This window comes from Schlesneria sp. (assembly GCF_036405755.1).
In the GTDB taxonomy this organism is placed as follows: domain Bacteria; phylum Planctomycetota; class Planctomycetia; order Planctomycetales; family Planctomycetaceae; genus Schlesneria; species Schlesneria sphaerica.
Genome location: NZ_DASWWZ010000618.1, coordinates 1 through 18,859 on the forward strand (window position 1 = coordinate 1; position 18,859 = coordinate 18,859).

Annotated in this window: 15 protein-coding genes; 13 read left to right on the forward strand and 2 right to left on the reverse strand. The window is 56.0% G+C overall.

The features are described 5' to 3' along the window. Positions 1 to 128 precede the first annotated feature (128 nt). The gene (locus VGE80_RS20380; protein ID WP_440593938.1) at positions 129 to 467 is read right to left on the reverse strand and encodes a hypothetical protein; all 339 of its coding nucleotides are present in this window, start codon (positions 465 to 467) and stop codon (positions 129 to 131) included. A 436-nt stretch (positions 468 to 903) separates the two neighbouring features. Between VGE80_RS20380 and VGE80_RS20385 the strand changes: the two genes are divergently transcribed. From VGE80_RS20385 to VGE80_RS20420, 8 genes are all read left to right on the forward strand, one after another. Beyond that, positions 904 to 1,815, forward strand: a complete 912-nt coding sequence (locus VGE80_RS20385) for an FAD-dependent oxidoreductase (RefSeq protein WP_440593939.1) — start codon at positions 904 to 906, stop codon at positions 1,813 to 1,815. A 504-nt stretch (positions 1,816 to 2,319) separates the two neighbouring features. Next, complete coding sequence (locus VGE80_RS20390; RefSeq protein ID WP_440593940.1) at positions 2,320 to 3,654, forward strand: DUF1501 domain-containing protein; 1,335 nt, start codon at positions 2,320 to 2,322, stop codon at positions 3,652 to 3,654. A 137-nt stretch (positions 3,655 to 3,791) separates the two neighbouring features. Continuing rightward, positions 3,792 to 3,971 carry a 50S ribosomal protein L32 gene (gene rpmF / locus VGE80_RS20395; protein WP_373653407.1) on the forward strand — a complete coding sequence of 60 codons (180 nt, stop codon included), beginning with the start codon at positions 3,792 to 3,794 and terminating at the stop codon, positions 3,969 to 3,971. Positions 3,972 to 3,977: 6 nt separating this feature from the next. Next, positions 3,978 to 4,985: a phosphate acyltransferase PlsX gene (gene plsX, locus VGE80_RS20400; protein WP_373653406.1), complete on the forward strand. Its 1,008-nt coding sequence runs from the start codon at positions 3,978 to 3,980 to the stop codon at positions 4,983 to 4,985. 29 nt (positions 4,986 to 5,014) lie between these two features. Then, entirely contained in the window at positions 5,015 to 5,923 is a 909-nt protein-coding gene (fabD, locus tag VGE80_RS20405) for an ACP S-malonyltransferase (RefSeq protein WP_440593941.1), read from the forward strand. Between the two features lie 254 nt (positions 5,924 to 6,177). Beyond that, on the forward strand, positions 6,178 to 6,414 hold the full coding sequence (gene acpP, locus VGE80_RS20410) for an acyl carrier protein (protein WP_373653404.1): 237 nt from the start codon (positions 6,178 to 6,180) through the stop codon (positions 6,412 to 6,414). A gap of 3 nt (positions 6,415 to 6,417) precedes the next feature. Next, the gene (gene fabF / locus VGE80_RS20415; RefSeq protein WP_440593942.1) at positions 6,418 to 7,659 is read left to right on the forward strand and encodes a beta-ketoacyl-ACP synthase II; all 1,242 of its coding nucleotides are present in this window, start codon (positions 6,418 to 6,420) and stop codon (positions 7,657 to 7,659) included. Positions 7,660 to 7,767: 108 nt separating this feature from the next. Further along, positions 7,768 to 9,084, forward strand: a complete 1,317-nt coding sequence (locus tag VGE80_RS20420) for a beta-ketoacyl-[acyl-carrier-protein] synthase family protein (protein ID WP_440593943.1) — start codon at positions 7,768 to 7,770, stop codon at positions 9,082 to 9,084. 394 nt (positions 9,085 to 9,478) lie between these two features. Here the strand turns inward: VGE80_RS20420 and VGE80_RS20425 are convergent, their stop codons facing one another. Next, a complete protein-coding gene (locus tag VGE80_RS20425) occupies positions 9,479 to 10,921 on the reverse strand; it encodes a tetratricopeptide repeat protein (RefSeq protein WP_440593944.1) in 1,443 nt (480 codons plus the stop codon). A 563-nt stretch (positions 10,922 to 11,484) separates the two neighbouring features. Between VGE80_RS20425 and nusA the strand changes: the two genes are divergently transcribed. The 5 genes from nusA to VGE80_RS20450 form a co-directional block, all read left to right on the forward strand. Further along, positions 11,485 to 12,909: a transcription termination factor NusA gene (gene nusA / locus VGE80_RS20430; protein ID WP_440593945.1), complete on the forward strand. Its 1,425-nt coding sequence runs from the start codon at positions 11,485 to 11,487 to the stop codon at positions 12,907 to 12,909. A gap of 385 nt (positions 12,910 to 13,294) precedes the next feature. After that, a complete protein-coding gene (gene infB / locus VGE80_RS20435; RefSeq protein ID WP_440593946.1) occupies positions 13,295 to 16,219 on the forward strand; it encodes a translation initiation factor IF-2 in 2,925 nt (974 codons plus the stop codon). Between the two features lie 74 nt (positions 16,220 to 16,293). Beyond that, positions 16,294 to 16,785 carry a 30S ribosome-binding factor RbfA gene (gene rbfA / locus VGE80_RS20440; protein WP_440593947.1) on the forward strand — a complete coding sequence of 164 codons (492 nt, stop codon included), beginning with the start codon at positions 16,294 to 16,296 and terminating at the stop codon, positions 16,783 to 16,785. Positions 16,786 to 16,831: 46 nt separating this feature from the next. Continuing rightward, a complete protein-coding gene (locus VGE80_RS20445) occupies positions 16,832 to 17,749 on the forward strand; it encodes a hypothetical protein (protein ID WP_440593948.1) in 918 nt (305 codons plus the stop codon). Between the two features lie 124 nt (positions 17,750 to 17,873). Then, positions 17,874 to 18,859, forward strand: a 986-nt coding sequence (locus VGE80_RS20450; protein WP_440593949.1) for a tetratricopeptide repeat protein, incomplete at its 3' end; no start/stop codon positions are given.

Consider the following 18,859-nt stretch of genomic DNA (forward strand, 5'->3'; position numbering starts at 1 on the left):
AATCGTTTGTAGTCTGAGCTACTCAGTGTCACGTCACCAGCGACGTTCACTTCATCGCAGCATGTTCGACAAGCCCCGGTTCCGGGTTAACCGGGGCAGGGTAATGCCAGGACTGCGGACCGCCTGACTCAGAGAATGACGACATGCGTTGCGAGCAGCATGCCCAGGCTGCCAATGAACGTGAGCAGTGCAACGAGCTTTCCCAGGTCAGCAAACGGAGCCAGTTTCTCGGTATTGGTCCAGAAATACCGGACGTGAATCAACAGGGCAATCGAGATTAGCAGCAGAGCCAGCCAGGGGGCGTCCTTTCCCGAGAGTGCTAACCGATGAGCGGCACGACCTCCTGGAAAATCGTGTCGGTAGGCCAGCCGCAAGAATGCCGTCAACAGGAGCAGGATGGGAACGCAAATACCCCATCCCCATTTGTTCCAGTCATCGTTGGGGACATCGTCGTCGAAGTCGAACATGGCAGTGCCCCAGCACGCGTATCAATAGCACGGAAACGGCGCCCCCCCAACTGGCTCGAAGAGCTAGCTGCACAGCATCCTGCTAACGGGCTCTACCCTGATTTGGATCAGCAGATGTTTTAAACAGCCGGTCTGAGTTCCCAAGATCGATTCGCCCGTCGTTCCCGTTCAATCTGTCCCGAGACGCGGCTGTTTCTATCATCGCTGATATTACGGGAGACAAACCGAACAGCAGTATGCGAGTTCGTTGTGCAGTTACCTGACCCGAAACGTGGACGACTTCGCAGTCAGCCCAGAAAACGGGTGGCACAATCCCTGTAATCGGAGTCTTCGCCGGTAACCGGCAAACTTTTCGCAAGCGTGAAACTCTTTGTTCACGCGTAGGTTATGGCTGGTCGATTTTCTCCAGAGTACCCAAATTGACGCGGAGAAGGCCATGTTTTACGACTTGCTGGTAATTGGTGACGATCGCGAAGGCCTTGACCGTGCCGTGACGACAGCGCGCCTCGGTCACAGAGCCGCCATCGTTCTGAACCGTGAGCAGCCCCCCTCCGCCGAGATTCTGGCAAAAGGGGCAGAACAGGAGGTCCTGCGGCGCCGAGGTGTGACCATGTGGGGGTGGCGCAGGGAGATCGAGCGACTGTCCGATCAACTCCGTTCAGGCCAAGATTCTCTGCTGCGGGCCGCCGGAATCGACCAGTTTCCTGGAAGGGCCCGGTTCATCGCGCCGGCGTCTGTTGAAATTAGGGCGGGGCAGCAGAATCAGTTGGCGTCGGCGGCACGGTTTGTGATTGCGTGTGGAACCGTTTCGCGCCAGCCCGCTTCATTCCAGATTGATGGCCGCCGAGTCGTCGTTGCGGAAACGCTCATGAAGCTGGATGAAATCCCGCGATCGGCTCTTGTTGTCGGAGCCGGGATGACGGGACGAACTGCGGCCCTGACGCTCGCGCGCCTCGGGGTCGAGGTGACCGTCGTCGACGAGCACATCAGTCTGTTCGATCTGTTTCAGATCTTCGACGATTCCTTTGATCTGTTTCAATCGATGCAGATTGCGTTTCGACTGGGTGAAGAAGTGATCGGAACAGAATTGATTGAGAACCGTCAGCCTGCGGTACGAACAGCGAGCGGTCGAATTCTCAGGGCGGACGTGATTGTGGTGTGCGTGGGCCGTGAGGGAAATACGCGAGGTTTGAATCTCGAAGCCATCGACGTAGGGCTCGACGAACGGGGAAGGGTCTGGTGCGATTCTGCCGGTCAGACGTGGTCTCCTCACGTCGTGGCTGTCGGCGATGTCGTGGGGTTCTCTGGCCGCAGCTCTCAACGAAGTCGACTCGTCTCGGCCTCCTGAAGATCGGACTGAACTCGGTCCTGATCTGAAAAAGCGAAATGATCGCGATCGACCGGTCGCGATCATTTCGCTTTAACCTGGCAGAGCCCCTCGTCGAGTTCGGTTTGCGGGAGGTGGCTTTCAATCCTGCAGAGTCTCCCGTTTGGACTGCTGAAGAGAGAAGAAGCCGGTCAATCGGGTGTTTCTCACGCGTTCCGGTCGCCGTGGTTTCTGTGGATGGGGTCAAGTGTGTACATGTCTTCAGGACGCTGCGTGAGCGGCGAGGAAAGAACATCGCCTGATCCGAGGTTGCAACGAAAAGGGATAGGATGGGGCATGCCACGGAATGATGGAAATCCGCTCACCACTCCCGTGGCGAAAGATAATTGACCGTCAGAGTCAGCGTCGATTAAGATCAAAGCCGACCGATATATTGCCAGCCCGCCTAAAATCCCTCCGCTGGAAGATGAAAGCCCACCCATGTTCAGACTGGATTCAGGTTCAACTCATCGTTATTGCGACGGAATGACTCGACGCAGTTTTGTTCAGTTGGGTGTGGCCGGAATGGCCTCGACGGGTCTCTCGCAGATCCTGCGAGCGAAAGAGGCTTCAGTTCAGGAGGGGATTCCTGGCAAGAAAACCAGTGTCATACTGTTATGGCTGGATGGTGGGCCGAGTCATCTGGATCTGTACGATCTTAAGCCCGAGGCTCCGGCTGAGTGCCGGGGGATCTGGAATCCCATCCGGACCAATGTCGAGGGAATCGAGATTGGCGAGCTGTTTCCGCTTCAGGCCAAGTGTGCCGACAAATTCTCCATTGTTCGTTCGCTCCATCATGGAACGGGAGATCACTTCACGGCTGGCCATTACATGTTGACCGGTCGGGGTGGGGTAAGCGGAGCGGATACACAAGGGAAATCGCCCTTCATTGGTTCAATCGCCACCAGGATGAGTGGAGCGCGCCAGCCGGGGATGCCAGCGTATGTCGCGGTCCCCTATGGGATGAGCATCGGATTGCGTCCCGGATACTTCGGAGCCAACTACGTCGGGGCCTCGCACAATCCCTTTGAAACCGATGGGGATCCAAACGCGGCGACGTTCGATGTTCAGAACTTGCAGATGCCGTCAGGAATGACGATTGACCGGCTGGATGATCGAGCATCGCTCGTTAAGCATATCGACCGGTTAAGTCGGGCTGTTGAAACGCGTGGAATGATGGACTCCATGGACCGGTTCGACCGGCAGGCGATGGAACTGGTGACAGGGAGTGCCGCTCGCAAGGCATTCAATATCGGCCTGGAAGATGACCGCACCCGCGATCGTTATGGTCGACATAGCTGGGGTCAGAGCACTCTGCTGGCACGACGGTTGGTCGAAGCGGGGTCCACCTTTGTGACTGTCCACTTTGGCGGATGGGACCATCACTGGGACCTGAAGACGGGGATGGAAAATTATCTACCCATCGTGGACAAGCTGGTTTCGGCCCTGTTCGAAGACTTGTCGCAGCGAGGATTGCTGGACGACGTGCTCGTGGTGCTCTGTGGCGAGTTCAGCCGGACACCCCGCATGAACGACGGTGGAAACGGCGGTCCTCCGCTGAGCATGGGGAGCCCCGGCCGCGACCATTGGGGGAATGCCATGTTCTGTCTCCTGGGTGGAGGAGGTGTGAAGGGGGGCCGAATTGTCGGCTCAACAAACAGACTCGGCGAAGTTCCACTGGACCGGCCTGTCACCCCGGCCGATATCCATCACACAATTTTCCATGTACTTGGGGTGGATCCGAATATGAATTTCCTCAATCACAGTGGCCGGCCAACGCCGGCGCTTGAGCCAGGAGCAGTGATCCAGGAATTGCTGTAAGGTCCTTCCTTGACCGTTATTTCCTGTTCGCGTACCATCTGCCTCTTCATTCGGTCGGGAGGGCCTGTCGCCATGTTGGATGACGGGTCTATTTCCACCGTTCTTTTTTTGCCTCGATCCGTTGGGAACAACTCAACATGGCCGCACCAAAGCGTCGTCAATCCAAAGGTCGTTCACGTCGTCGTCGAAGTCATGACGCGTTGACCCCGATTCAGCTGCACAACTGTCCAAAATGCCAATCGAAGATCCCTTCCCACGTCGTTTGTCCGACGTGTGGCGATTACATGGGGCGAACACTCGTCGAAATCGAGGAATAGTCCTCTATGCGGATTGCACTGGACGCGATGGGAGGGGACTACGGTTCACAGCCCAACATTGATGGAGCGATTGAGGCTCTTCGCGAAAATCCGGAACTTCAGGTGACGCTGGTCGGTGATCCGGGGGTGCTCGGGTCGCTGGTGGCGGCTTCCGGTTTTGATGATCGTCGGCTGTCGATTCGTCCCGCCGATGGTTGGGTTGAGATGAGCGAAAAGCCTGTCGAGGCGTTGCGCAAAAAGCCCAACTGTTCGATCATCGTCTGCTGGCAACTGATGGCAACGCAGGCGGTGGATGCTGTCGTGAGCGCCGGTCATACCGGTGCTGTCGTCGCTGCCGGTTTGCGCACCCGACTGTTCCTCAAGGGAGTGAAACGGCCGGGGATTGCTGTTGCGCTTCCGACGACCAAGGGCAAGACGGTCCTGATGGATGTTGGGGCCAATCCGGGAGCCCGTCCCGAGCATCTTGTGCAGTACGGAACCATGGGTTCGATTTATGCCCGTGAAATGCTGGGTATCGAACGTCCGACCGTCGGGCTGATGAATATCGGCAGCGAAGACGGGAAGGGGACGGATGACGTCCGCGATTCGCTCGCTCTGTTCGCCAAAAGTCCCTTCCGTGATCGATTCGTCGGGAACGTCGAAGGCCGGGATCTCTATCAGGGAGGTGCCGACGTGGTGATCTGTGAGGGATTTGTCGGAAATGTTCTGCTTAAGGCCGCCGAAGGGATGGTCGATATGCTGATGAAGACTGTCTCTGCTGAAGTCCTGGTAGCTTTAGATCAGGAGAAGTCAAAAGCAGTTGAAGCCTTCGGTAAGCTGGGTAAGCGGTTTGAGTACCATGAAGCGGGTGGGGCGCCACTGATGGGGGTTGATGGAATCGCCATCATCTGCCACGGTTCCAGCAACTCTCGCTCGATTTATAACGCTTTGCGCGTCGCCACAACTCTCAAGAATCGCAGAATTAATGAGCAGATTGTGGACGAACTGTCGAGTTCGTCTGCTTTGGTCGATTGACGCAGAATCAGTCGAATGTCGAGGGAAATGTGGCAAAGATTGCGTTTCTGTTTCCGGGTCAGGGTGCCCAGCACGTCGGCATGGGGAAAACCATTGCTGAGCGATTCCCTCAGGCAAAATCGCTGTATGACCGCGCCGCGGATGTGCTTGGCTTTGATCTGGCGTCACTCTGCTTCGAAGGGCCGGCTGAACGGCTCGACACGACAGCCATCAGCCAGCCTGCGTTGTTCGTCAGCAGTTTAGCCGCACTGGAAATGCTGCGGGCCGAACAGCCTGACGTGGTCGAGAACTGTTCGATGGCGGCTGGCCTCAGTCTCGGCGAGTACACGGCACTTGTTTTCGCCGGTGTGATGTCATTCGAAGACGGTTTGCGCGTTGTCCAGGCACGTGGCGCAGCAATGCAGCAGGCGGCCGATGCAAATCCTTCCGGGATGGTCAGTGCCCTGTTGCTCAATACGGAACAGGTTGCCAAGGTTCGCGACGACGCATCATCCGCCGGGCAGATCTGGCTCGCGAATTTTCTTTGTCCTGGAAACACAGTGCTCTCAGGCGATAAGCCGGCGTGTGCACGAGCTGCTGAGCTCATCGCCGAGGCGGGGGGAAGTGCCAAGCCGCTTGTCGTGGCCGGAGCGTTCCATACCCCGCTGATGGCCTCTGCCTGCGAGCGGCTCGAAAGCATTCTACAAGATATCAAGATTCAGCCAGGTCGCATTCCCGTTGTTTCGAACGTTGATGCGAAGGTCCACAGTGACCCGGATGAGCTGCGTCAGATTCTGATCAAGCAGGTGACTCAGCCTGTCTTGTGGGAAGAGTGTGTGCGTCAACTCCTGGCCTCAGGCTGTGATCAGTTCTTTGAAGTCGGGCCGGGGAAGGTTTTGAAGTCGCTGATGAAGCGGATCGATCGGAAAGTGGATTGTCAGTCGGTAAACGATAGTTGATGTGAGCGGCGACGAGGTTTGACGGGAGTGAATCAGAAGTGATTCCCCTGAACGGCAGGGATGGGCACTCGGTTGGTTCCAATTTGATTCCTCCGATATTTCTGTTGCCGTTTACATAACTCTTCAAACCCTGTATACCCTCGCAAATCAGCCAGATTGAACTATTTCCCTCTGCGGATTGACACTGCAAAATCCACCACGATCGCCGTGATGGTCAGTACAAGTTTCTAGATTCGACTCCAAAGGAGTGAGGCGTGGCGTCGTCGATTGAAGAGAAAGTGGTTGGAATCGTCAGTGAGCAACTGAATATTCCCAAAGAAGATATTAAGTTGAGCAGCGAACTTGTTGCCGATCTTAAAGCTGACTCGCTCGATTTGGTCGAACTCGTTATGGAGTTCGAGGACGAATTCGGTGTGCAGATCCCCGAATCTGATCAGGAAAAAATCAAATCAGTTGGTGATGCAGTGAAATACATCACGGAGAAGCAGTGACGGATGTTCAGACGCGTCGTCGTGACAGGAATGTCGGTGATCACCGCGCTGGGCTCAGAAGTCTCTGAGTTCTGGGACCGCTTGTGCGCAGGCGGAAGCGGGATCAGCCGACTGGGGCGATTTGATTGCTCCGACTTTAAGGTCAATTTCGGAGGCGAAGTCAAGGACTTTCGCCCCGATGAGCATTTTGACTCGAAGGAAGCCAAGCGACTGGATCGTTTCAGTCAGTTTGCGCTTGCGGCGGCTCAGAAAGCGATTCGACAGTCCGGAATTGACTTTCAGTCGGTAGCGGATCCCTATCGTTGCGGTGTCATCATCGGTAGCGGAATCGGAGGGTTGAACGAGATCGAAGAGCAGCATGCCAAGCTGTTCGATCGTGGTCCTTCTCGAGTCTCGCCGTTCATGATCCCGAAACTCATGGTGAACGCCGCAACCGGGAATATTTCAGTCCAGTTCGGGCTGAAGGGTCCCAGTAGTGCGGTGGCCACAGCGTGTGCATCAGCAAGTAATGCCATCGGCGATGCGTTTCGCCTGATTCAGCATGACGTTGCTGATATTCTCGTAGCTGGCGGCAGCGAAGCGGCAATTACCCCGATGGGGCTGTCGGGATTCGCTCGCATGGGTGCCCTGTCGACTCGCAATGACGCTCCTGAGAGGGCCAGCCGGCCGTTTGATCGAGATCGCGACGGCTTTGTTCTGTCAGAAGGGGCAGGAGTCGTTGTCCTCGAAGAACTGGAGCACGCGAAGAAGCGAGGCGCGACAATTTTCGGCGAAGTTCTCGGCTACGGGATGTCGTCGGATGGAACTCACATGACCGCTCCTGATCCGGAAGGGACGGGCGCCGCTCGCGCGATGAGTCTTTCACTCAAAGATTCTCGCCTTTCAGTGAGCGACATTGATTACATTAACGCTCACGGCACGAGTACCCCGCTCGGGGACAAGGCCGAGACGAATGCGATCAAGCGCGTATTTGAGTCGGAAGCGAAGAAAATTTGCGTCTCGAGCACGAAAAGTCAGCTCGGTCACTTGCTGGGTGCTTCGGGTGGCGTGGAATTCGTTGTCGCTGTCCTGACACTGATGCATGGGCTGATTCCTCCTACAATCAATCTTGAGAACCCCGATCCGGATTGCGATCTGGATTACGTTCCCAACAAGGCTCGGGAATTAGTTGTCAATCGAGTGATGTCGAACAGTTTTGGATTCGGTGGTCACAACGCCTGTCTGGTTGTTGGGCGAGTGAACTGACGGATGTTTGTCTGATGTTTTTATCGGTCTATGTTTCATCGTTCGCTGCGGCACTCGCCTGGGGCGAAGGAGGGGGGCAGACGGCCGGCCGCCAATGAGCACCAAATCGTGACCAAAAGTTCAGAGAGTCGGGAAGTTGTCATCACGGGCGTCGGTATCGTCAGCCCCATCGGCATTGGTGTGGACGAATTCTGGAAGAATTTGTCCACCGGTCAGTCGGGGATTCGATACGGCAAGTTGTTTCCGGGCTTTGCCGCTCCTGACGGCGTGTGTGCCGAAGTGCTGGACTTCACCGATGAGTCCGCGCGCAAGGTATATCTGAAGGAACAACGCAAGAATTTGAAGGCGATGTGCCGTGAAATTCAGCTCGGCGTTGCTTCCGCATTGTTGGCGCTACAGAACTCCGCGATTGATCTCAGTCAAATCAATCATGAGCGGCTCGGTGTCGAGTTCGGCGCCAACCTCATGCTCAGTCCTCCTGAAGTCCTCCTGGAAGGCTGCGAAGCCTGTTGCGAGGAAGGGACGACAAAATTCCAGCCCTCCGAATGGGGGCAGAAGGGTCTCACCAAGCTGGAGCCTTTGTGGTTGCTCCGCTACTTACCCAATATGCCGGCCTGCCATATCAGTATTTCCGCCGATGCGCGCGGTCCCAGTAACTCGCTGACACTTGATGACGCCTCGGGGAATACTGTCATCGGCGAAGCGATGCGGATTCTGCTTCGTGGTGCTGCGGATATGATGATCGTTGGTGTGACAGGGACGACGCTGCACCCGATCAAAACATTGCACCAGGCCCTGTGGGATGATCTGGCTCGGACTCCGGCAGAGCCAGAGCGCCGGGCTCGACCATTCGATCTGAATCGAGCGGGGCGCGTGGTAGCCGAAGGGTCCTGCTCGTTTATTCTGGAAGATCGTGCACACGCCGAAGAGCGTGGCGCAAAGATCTGGGGTCGCGTTCTCGGGACGGGTTCCTCGTGTGTCACGAACACCAATCAAGAGGCGAATTATCGTCTCGCGTTGGCGAATGCGATGCGCGGGGCTTTGCGGGATGCGAATCTAACTCCCGATCAGATTGGGCATATCAATGCTCACGGTCTGGGGACGAAGGAAGTCGATATCGCTGAGGCTGCGGCAATTCACGATGTCTTCGGAAGTGATTTGGGCCGCAAGATTCCCGTGACGGCGATTAAGAGCTTCATCGGGAATTCCGGTGCAGGATCTGGTCTATTGGAATTGGCCGCCTCGGTGGTCAGTCTGACTCACGGCGTTATTCCTCAGACCCTTAACTATGAGAAGCCCGATCCGGCTTGTCCGTTGAACATTGTCGTGGGCCAGCCACAACCCACTTCGAATAACGTGGTGTTGAGCATTAACGTCACCAAGATCGGTCAAGCCGCCGCCTCAATCGTGAAGGTGGGAGCATAAGTGCTGGCTGTTTTGACGCTGGCGGCGGATGATCGGGGTCGCACTGGTGTTTCAGGTGCTGAAGGTCTATGAGCGGCTGCAACCTGACGTAGCGCGGAAGTCTGATTCATTGCCGCATGAAGCATGCGGATATCGAGACGCGAACCCGCGCGGATTCCGATTGAGACCGTGTTCTTGAGGGTTTGTTGTCCCCTTGCGGCAGTGAGAGCATCGGTCAGGCTTTCCGTTTTTCGTGAGCCCTGGACGGGGTCTTCGGGACGGGGCCTGATTGGTGAGGGTCGATCTCTTCAAGCGGATCGAGTGGCGTTTACAGCGGGAATCTTCCCGACGCGAACAAAAATAAAGCCCGGTTCCTGGGGGTAACCGGGCTTTATCGATGTCGCTCCGCGGGGCATTATTTTCCGAAGCTCTGCAGGACGTACTGGGCTCCGCGATAGGCAGAGAGCTGTGTCGCCTTGGTTTGAATCACTTGTTTGTAGAACGCTGTCGCGTTGGTCTTGTCGTTCGCCTGCGATCGTCGTTCGGCGATGAAGAAGTAGGCTTCGCAGAGCTGTGCGTTCTTCATTTTGGCGTCAGTGGTCGTGGAAACGAAGTTGACCAGTTGCTGTTCTGAAAGCTTTCCGCTGAGGAACAGGACGAGAGCGTCAATCCAGTCGCGTTCTTTTTCTGCCTTGTCTTCGCTTTCCTTGGCAATCTGGCCGACGGTGTCAGGTTTGCCGGAGAGAACAAGCGACCAGAGTAGCCAAGGGTTCAGGTAGCGCATGGCTCGCGGGTCGATCTGGATGGCTTCATCAAACGCCTCGACAGCACCAGCGTAGTTTTTGGAGAAGAACTTGGCGAATCCCAGGTCGGCGTGAGCAACCGGGTTTTGAGGAGCGAGCTGGATTGCTTTGGTGTAGTCCTCGATCGCCCCGGTTGTGTTCCCGAGCGAAAGACGGCATGTTCCTCGCAGGCTTGTGAAGAGCGGATTATTGGGCTCGATCGTGATGGCTCGTGTGAAGTCTTTCTCCGCGTCGGCAAGGTTTCCTGCTGCCTGGTAAGTGTAACCACGATTCGTGTAGGCGACTGCGAAGTTCTTGTCGAGTTCGAGGGCTTTGTTGAAGTCGGCGAGTGCTTCCTGTGATTTCCCCTGCTGCTGGAGAAAGAGTCCCCGGTTGTTGTAGACGAGATGATTTTCGGGGAACGTTTCGACTGCGGCGGAGAAAGCTTGAAGTGCTTTATCCGCTTGTCCAGAAACCACATAGGCTTCTGCGAGTCCTACGTGAGAACCGAGGTGTCCGGGGAATGCTTCAATCGCGGCCTGATAATCTTCGATGGCAGAATTCAGGTTTTTCAGGTGAATGTAGGCTGCCGCGCGCTGGTACAGGACGTTGGCTCGCTGTTCTGGCTTCAGGTTGGTTCGGTTGAGCACGTTTTTGGTGGCCACGTCGACCGCGACATTGGCGTGTTCTTTCTTGTCCTCCATGTTTGCCAGCGCGATCATCCCATAGAGGTAGGGGAGGTAGTAGTTAACTTCCGAACTCCCGCCGATCTTGAGCGATTCGCGGGCGTCCTGGATCCCCTCCCGTAGTTCGGCAACGTCTCGCTTCACAACACCCAGTTCGACTCGGGAACTGGCTCGCAAGTACATTGCGGCATGGTCTTTGGGGTTCTGGGCCAGGACCTTGCTGGTGAGTTCCTTGCATTTCGCAAAGTCGGCCTGCTGGTAGGCGGTCTCTGCTTCCGCTTTCATCTTTTCGTGTTCGGGGTTGGCCTGACCTGAGGCAATCGACCCAAAACAGAGCACGAACACAATCCAATGGCTACGAAACATGGCGAACTCCAAGTGTTTTGACATGTGACTCATCCTTGCATCCTGCAATTCAATCCGGAACGGATCATTACGTCAACATGTTATGCAGAAAGCATCGGGTCATTGATCGCCCCCATCCCAGCTTCAAGTGATGATGCATTCAAGTTTCCACACCCGCTATAACTGCTTCATTCCGCAGCGGGTGGGGACAGGATCAGACAACATAACTCCTTGACATCGCGGCTAAGTCAGAGTATGTTGGCAGTTGCATGGAACGGACGTTCCTCTGCATGTCGGCAGACACTGGTTTTCAGTTTCAGGCGAAATGATGTGGAATGAGCGTCCATGAAGTGTGGTCCTGAGTCTCAGCTTCTGAGCGGAGTCATTGTCCATGTAGCCTGAAACAACGACAGGTTCCTGGTCGACACCGCGATACGCGGCCGATTTTCGGTTGTGTTCAGGTGTCATGGTCGAATCCGGTCGGTGGATTCGGTCGCGAACGAAGTGGGACTTGTGCCCGCTTTTTTTTGTTTTATGAGGTGGGATTTGGTGGCGGTTGCTTATTGTCGTGGTCTTCGCCGCTCGGTATTGGTTTGAGAGGTAGAGAAATGAACGGCCCCGAACTCTTGCGAATCGTCGATTCGATTCACAGAGATAAGAGTATTGATAAGGAGATCGTGTTCGAAGGGATCGAGCAGGCTATTCTTTCGGCGGCGCGCAAGCACTACGGCGAAGAAGAGGCAATCGAGGTCCATGTCGATCGGTCTTCGGGGCACCCTACTGTCAAGACGAATGGTCAGGATGTCGACTCGGACGCGCTTGGCGAGTTGCTGGGACGAATTTCCGCCCAGACTGCCAAGCAGGTCATGATTCAAAAGATTCGCGAAGCAGAGCGTGATGCTCTGTTCGACGAATATGTCGATCAACGGAATCAGATTGTTACGGGGACTGTCGCCAAGATTGAGGGTGGGGCTTCCATCGTCAATCTCGGTAAGGTTGAAGGCCTGCTTCCCCGCGGAGAGCAGATTCCTGGTGAAGGATTTCGGGTTGGTGATCGGGTTCGGGCGATTGTGCTGGAGGTGCGCAAGTCCGGCAGTCGAGTAAAGATTATACTCTCGCGTACGCACGTTGAGTTTGTTCGTCGATTGTTCGAGCTTGAGATCCCGGAAGTTGCTGAGCGGATTATTGAAGTTCGTTCACTGGCACGCGAAGCCGGATATCGGTCGAAGGTTGCGGTCAGTTGCATTGACAACAATATCGATGCCGTCGGTGCCTGTGTCGGTGTTCGCGGGGCTCGAATCAAGAATATTACGGGTGAGTTGGGCGACGAGAAAATCGATATCGTTCGCTGGAATGACTCGCTGCAAGTGCTGGTGCCGAATGCGCTTCAGCCTGCTGAAGTTGAAGACGTCATCCTCTGCCCGATGCTGGGGCGGGTGATCGTGCTGGTGCGGGATGACCAACTGTCCCTTGCTATCGGGAAGCGAGGTCAGAATGTTCGCCTCGCCTCGAAGCTGGTGGGTTGGGATATCGAAGTCATGACGCAAGAGGAGCTTGATGAGCAGCTTGAACGTGCTGTTCAAGCTTTCTCGGAAACTCCAGGTGTGACGCCAGATTTGGCAGAAAGTCTTGTGGCACAAGGTTTTCTCAGTTTTGACGACTTGTCTGTCATTGAACCTGATCAATTGGCGGAAATGGGCAGTCTGACCGAGGAGCAGTGCGAAGAGATCGTGGAGTACGCTGAGAAAGAGAGTGAGCGGCTGGAGCAGGAGCAGCGTCAGCGACGGGCACAGGAAAAATCTCATTCTTCTTCCGGTTCACGCCACGATAATGACAAGGCAGACCAGGAACAGCGAAAGCAGCGAGCAGCCGAGAAGGCCGGTCCTGTTGCTGAACAGAATGAAGTGGTGCTGGCAGAGGTCAATGGTTCGGTAAGTGAACCCGATAGTAACGCTGGAGAGGAAAAAGGGAATGGAGTTGCTGCAAATGACGCTCATGGGACTGGGAATGAATCAAGTCCCTCGGTAGATTGAGTGCAAGCAGAAACTTGGGTCTCTTCAAATTCGAGTCCAACTTCAGATGAAACCCGCTCGCGGCTCTGATCTGAGGTGATTATTTAGAGTAGACGCCTCTTTTAGGGAAATAGAGAAGCCCGTAGGACGTGCCGATTAGGGTTGGCAGCCCGAAGTTCAACTTCGTCATCATCACACGAACGAGGTACAGGCGGTGAGGGGTCATTCGATTCGCGCGACCGATTGGGGTTGTCGGGTTTGGGTAGGCCTCACCTGATGGCGTTTGAGTAAAAACGAATTCGGGCAAGGGGTGTCGGAGTGCGTACGTCGTGTTCCGGCGGAACTCTTTGTTGTTGCAGACACGCCGGGACTACCGGTCGGGCTTTTCCCCACGAAGGACTCGCGTTTGAAAATCCGGATCTTCGCTCTTGCCAAAGAGCTTGATATCGACAGCAAGATTTTGATTGATTTCTGCACGAAGGCAGGAATTACGATCAAGAACTCCGCCTTGGCGAGCATTTCGCCAGAAGAGCGCGATCGGGTGATGGAGATTATTCGGTCAAGTGGCTCCACTACCGCTGCGCCTCCCGTGGCAGCAGCCCCGGCCGCAGCTCCGCCCCCTGTGGCAGCGACGCGTGAGCCGGTTGCCGATCTTGCCGTGAAATCGCGGCCGATCCGAGTCATGGGTGCCAAGCCGCCGCTGATGGTACCCCGATCTCGCCCCTCTGAATCGGTTCCACCCAAGCCGCCAGTTGAGCCGCAAGTTGAAGAACCTGTGCAGCCGACGGAAGAGATCGCACCGGCCCCAGTACCACCGGCGCCGCCTGTCGTAACTCCTCCGACCCCACCGGTTGTCGAAGAAAAAGTTGAAGTACCCACGCAACCCGCTCCTGTCTTGGAGAAGAAGTCGGCGCCGGTTGCGCCTGTCGTGGCCCCAAAGCCGATCCCCGAATTACCTCCAGAGCTTCCGCCCGTGGTCGCAGTCGCGAAACCTGTTGTCGAACCCCCATCTGCTCCTCCTAAAAGTCGTCCGACTCCTGTCGCCGAAGATCGGCCAGTATTGTCGCCGCCGCCGGCGCCCCGGTCGGACTTCGCCGCCCCAGTTCCCCCACAGAAATCCATGCGCGTCATGGTGTCTCGTGGTACGAATGAGATGGGTGGAGCGAAGGGGGCTGCCTCTGCAAAGAAGGCCAAGACCGTCGCGCCGTTGATCGCCGAGATTCCGCGATTCAAAGCTCCTCCGTCGATGAAGGCGCCCAAGCCGGAAGAGGCGGCACCGCAGCGACCGACCCAGCGTTTCAATGCTGACGGTCCGCCAAAGGATGCACCGCTCGGGCCGATTGTTCGCAAGCGTGCTGAAACCACGACTACGAAAAAGAAGATTGGTGACGACGAACCGGATGACGGCAAGGTCAAGAAGCACGTCGGTGGTGCGTCTCTTCAGGATGCCCGTAACCAGCGACGCAAAGTCACGCTGAAGGACATCGATGAAGACGAAGATCGCGGTGGCCGGGGATCGCGTGTACGGCCGAAGCCACAGCGTCGTTCGGGGCCCGTCCCGCTCAAGTCGACCGCCGAGCTCGAACTTCCGTTAACAGTTCGTTCGTTGTCGGAAGGAATCGGCCGACCTGCGAAATCGATTATGCAGATTCTGTGGCAACGAGGTGACATGGTCACCATCAACTCCGCTCTGGAAGAAGACGTTGCTGTCGAGGTTTGCCTGGAACTGGGTGTCGATCTGCAGATCCACCGTCCGAAAACGATCGAGGACGAAGTGACTGAAGTCGTTGAAGGTGAAGACAAGCCGGAAGATCTGCAGGTTCGTCCTCCGATCATTACGATTCTGGGGCATGTCGACCATGGTAAGACGACGCTGGTCGATAAGCTGCGTTCTGCGAACGTCGCCGCGTCGGAACATGGTGGAATCACCCAGCACATCGCGGCCTACCAGATCGAACACAACGGTCGTAAGCTGACCTTTGTGGATACACCGGGGCACGCGGCTTTCGGTGAAATGCGTGCTCGCGGTGCACACGTGACAGACATCGTCGTTCTCGTGGTGGCTGCTAACGATGGCGTGATGCCTCAGACGGTCGAGTGTATCTCGCACGCGCGTGCTGCAGGGGTTCCGTTGGTCGTTGCCATGAACAAGGTCGACTTGCCCGAGCGAAATGAACAGCGTGTGTTGACGGAGTTGTCATCGCATAACGTGCTCGCGGCCGAATGGGGTGGTGACGTCGAAGTGATCCGCACCTCGGGTCTCACCGGCCAGGGCTTGCCCGAACTGCTCGATACCTTGTTACTTACGGCCGAACTCCATGAGTTCACTGCCAATCCAAATCGTCCTGCTTCGGGTGCTTGTCTGGAAGCATTCCGCGATGAAGGTCGCGGCCCACTGGCATGGCTGATCGTTCAGAGAGGAACGCTCCGCGTGGGCGATGTCGTCCTGTGTGGTGGTGCCTACGGCCGAATCCGAGCCATGTACAACGAGCGTGATGAAGAACTGACCGAAGCTCTGCCTTCGACGCCAGTGAAGATCGCCGGTTTGGACATCGTACCGGGTGCGGGTGAGCAATTCCTGGTTCTGCCAGACGTTGACGCGGCTCGTGAAGCGGCTGAAGAGCGTCGCTCGAAGGGGCGAGCAACCGTTCTGGCGAATATGGGTGGCAAGCGAACGCTCGAGGATATCCTCAATGCGACAACCGAGGGCGAGATTCGCGATCTGGCCGTGATCGTCAAAGCGGATACTCCGGGATCGCTGGAAGCAATTCGCAGCGAACTCAACAAGTTTGAGCATCCGGAAGTTCGCGTCAAGCTGTTGCACCAGGGTGTCGGTGGGGTGAACGAAAGCGATGTTTATCTGGCGTCCGCGTCGAGTGCTGTGATTTTTGCATTCCATGTGATTGCAGAAGATCGGGCTCAACTCCTGGCGCAGCAGGAAGGTGTCGAGATTCGGCGTTACAACATCATCTACGAGGTGATGGACGAGATTCGCAAGATTCTCGAAGGAATGCTGAAGCCCGAGCAGAAGGAAGTGGCAACCGGTCGAGCGATCGTGCTGCGAACCTTCAGTATCACGCGGTTTGGTACCATCGCGGGCTGTCGCGTGCTCAATGGGACCATCGAACGTTCCAGCCGGATTCATCTGATTCGCGAGCAGCGTGTCATCAATACCTACAACATCGCTTCGCTGAAGCGTGAGAAGGAAGATGCTCGCGAGGTTCGTGAAGGGATGGAATGCGGTATTCGTCTCGAGAACTATAACGACGTCAAGGAAGGTGACTTGCTTGAGGCGTTCAAGATCGAAGAGGTCAAACGAAAGCTGGAATAGTCTTTGCGACTTGAGGCGTATGGTGTTATTTGCCGTCACCACGGCGGTCTTGTCGATCGATAGTTTGGGGTTTCATGAACACGCGTCGCGTTGCCAAAGCTGCAGAAGCGATTCGAGAATCGGTCAGCATGACGATTCTCGTCGGACTTCGGGATCCACGTGTGAAGAACGTCACTGTCTTGCGGGCAGAAGTAAGTGGTGATCTACGCAATGCCAAAGTGTACGTCTCTATCATGGGGGATGCGAAAGCTCAGTCCCTCACGATGCACGGCCTCGAATCGGCGCGAGGCTATATTCAGGCGAAGGTCGCGGATCGATTGCAGACCAAGAACACTCCTGTGTTGAAGTTTGTCCTCGATCCTGGTGTGAAGTTCAGTGCAGAAACATCTCAGACGTTGCGTCAAGTGATGCCAGACGAGAACGGTGTTGCAGGCGCGGTTGATTCGGAAGAGTCCGAGTTCGACAGCAGTACCGCCGAATCTGACGACGACGAAGGCGACGATGACGAGAGTGATACCGACGATGTTGACGACGAGAGCGAGTCGGGAAGTGCCGACTTGCGGTAATCAAAGTTCGTCGTAGATGGTTCCAGAACGGAGTTGAGACAAGCCCATGGTAGCAGCGTCCCGTGCCAAGGCGTCCGATCGGGCAGCGCTTCTCAAGAAGCTGTTTCCAATCATCAAAAAACAGTACAAGGTCCAGATCCCGAAGGGAAACAAACCTGTCCTGGAAACGATGCTGTATGCCATTTGTCTTGAGGACTCAACGGTCGAGGAAGCAGACCTCTCCTTCCAGCGGTTATTTTCCGAGTTTCCTGATCTGAACGAAGTGCGGGTCAGCAGCGTCGGCGAAATCGAACGGGCCTTTGCGGGCCAGACCGCTTCTGAATGGCGCGCTTTCCGCGTCATTTCGGTCCTCAAGTTTGTGTTTGATAAGTCTTACTCGTTTGAGTTCGAGAACCTTCGGAAGAAGACGCTCGACCTGGCGACAAAACAACTGGCGAAGATCAAGGATCTGTCGCCGTTCGTGCGTGACTATACCTTGCATGAAGTCACCGGTGCCCACCTGATCCCGATCGATCCAGCCTTGGCCCGTCTGCTGATTTGGCTGGGTCTGGCGGTACCGAGTCAGACGCCTGAACAAATCGGCGAGATGATGAAAGCCGCCGTCCGCAAGGCGGAGGTGGAGACGTTCGTTTTCACGATGCGTTGTGTCGCAGGTGATCAGACGCTGCAACCGGCGTTTGATCCTGCGAAGTACCCCCCTCCGGAAGGGGGTTATGACACCGACACGGCTGCCGATCGGCTGGTGAGTCTGTTCAAGAATGGTCTCGAGAAGCCGGTTAAGGCGTCAGCCTCCAAAAAAGTCGCTGCGGCGGCTGCACCGGCACCGGCAGCAGCGGCCAAGACTTCCAAAGCAGACACTGCGGCTGCGGCCAAGCCGGCGACGAAGAAGGCCGTTGCGGCCAAAGCCCCCGCAGTCGTCGAAAAGGCTGCAGCTGCGAAGAAGCCGGTCAAGAAGAGTCGCTGAACGAGCGGTATTTGGCATCGTTTTCCCTGTGAGAGTTAAGGTAAATTAACTCGAGCAGGCTTCCCCATCACACGGAAGAACGAATACTGAATATCATCAAATCGGATTGCGAGGAGATTGGGCGATGAGCAATTTACTTCGGTATCGAGTAGGGCTTGCGGGACTTCTTGCCTTCGGTCTGACGAAGCCAGCCTTGTCGCAGGATGAACCCCAGAAGCCGCAGACCGAATCTCCTTCTTCGACGGCAGAGTCACCTGAAGTCAAAGGCTATCAGCAGCAGGAATCGGATGATGTCGCTCTGCCGCTGAAGCCCCTGGTGCCTCGTTCCGCCGCAATTACCGCCCGCAATGAAGCCTTGTCGTGGTACATGACGGGGCGACTCCTCGACTCGACGCATCGAAACGAGCCTCGCAAGGCTTTGAACGCCTTCCGGAAAGCGGTGAAACTCGATCCCGAAGCGGTCGAAATCTATCGGGAACTGGTTCCGCTGGAATTGCAGCACGAGAACCTGGAAGCGGCCGTTCGTTATGCATCCAAGGCCGTTCAACTCGATCCGGATGACGTTGAAATCCTGCAGTTGCTCGCTCGGCAGGCGGCGATTTCCGGGCAGCTTCCAGAAGCCATCAAGCACCTGGAACAAGCTGTTAAATCGCCTCGAATTCTCAAGACCTCTCCGGAATATGTTGGACTCAACAAGAGCCTTGGCCTGTTGTATGCCGTTACCGGACAGAAGGAATCGGCGGCGGACTGTTACGAAATTCTGTTTGACGCCATCAAAGATCCGGAAAAGTACGGTCTCGATTCCCGCGCCAAAAAGAGCCTGCTGGCTGATCCCACTTCGACCTACGAGAGAATTGGGCAGATTCTGCTCGACGGCGATCGCCTGAAACCTGCGCTCGAAGCATTTGAACTGGCCGGAACGACCCGGCAAGGTGCCGGTAATCTGGCATACAACCGGGCGCGAGTTCTCCTGCTTTCAGACAAGCCTGAAGAGGCTCTTGCGGAACTCCAGAAGTACTTTGATGCGCAGCGGACGTCGAAGGGACGTGACGCCTATCGACTGCTGGCCGAGATTCTCGAGAAGCTCAATAAATCCGATGAATTGATCGG

Excerpts from the sequence above, each read along its gene's own strand:
- VGE80_RS20380 (WP_440593938.1), bottom strand. The coding sequence starts at position 467 with ATGTTCGACTTCGACGACGATGTCCCCAACGATGACTGGAACAAATGG.
- VGE80_RS20385 (WP_440593939.1), top strand. The coding sequence starts at position 904 with ATGTTTTACGACTTGCTGGTAATTGGTGACGATCGCGAAGGCCTTGAC.
- VGE80_RS20390 (WP_440593940.1), top strand. The coding sequence starts at position 2,320 with ATGACTCGACGCAGTTTTGTTCAGTTGGGTGTGGCCGGAATGGCCTCG.
- rpmF (WP_373653407.1), top strand. The coding sequence starts at position 3,792 with ATGGCCGCACCAAAGCGTCGTCAATCCAAAGGTCGTTCACGTCGTCGT.
- plsX (WP_373653406.1), top strand. The coding sequence starts at position 3,978 with ATGCGGATTGCACTGGACGCGATGGGAGGGGACTACGGTTCACAGCCC.
- fabF (WP_440593942.1), top strand. The coding sequence starts at position 6,418 with ATGTTCAGACGCGTCGTCGTGACAGGAATGTCGGTGATCACCGCGCTG.
- VGE80_RS20425 (WP_440593944.1), bottom strand. The coding sequence starts at position 10,921 with ATGTCAAAACACTTGGAGTTCGCCATGTTTCGTAGCCATTGGATTGTG.
- nusA (WP_440593945.1), top strand. The coding sequence starts at position 11,485 with ATGAACGGCCCCGAACTCTTGCGAATCGTCGATTCGATTCACAGAGAT.
- rbfA (WP_440593947.1), top strand. The coding sequence starts at position 16,294 with ATGAACACGCGTCGCGTTGCCAAAGCTGCAGAAGCGATTCGAGAATCG.
- VGE80_RS20445 (WP_440593948.1), top strand. The coding sequence starts at position 16,832 with ATGGTAGCAGCGTCCCGTGCCAAGGCGTCCGATCGGGCAGCGCTTCTC.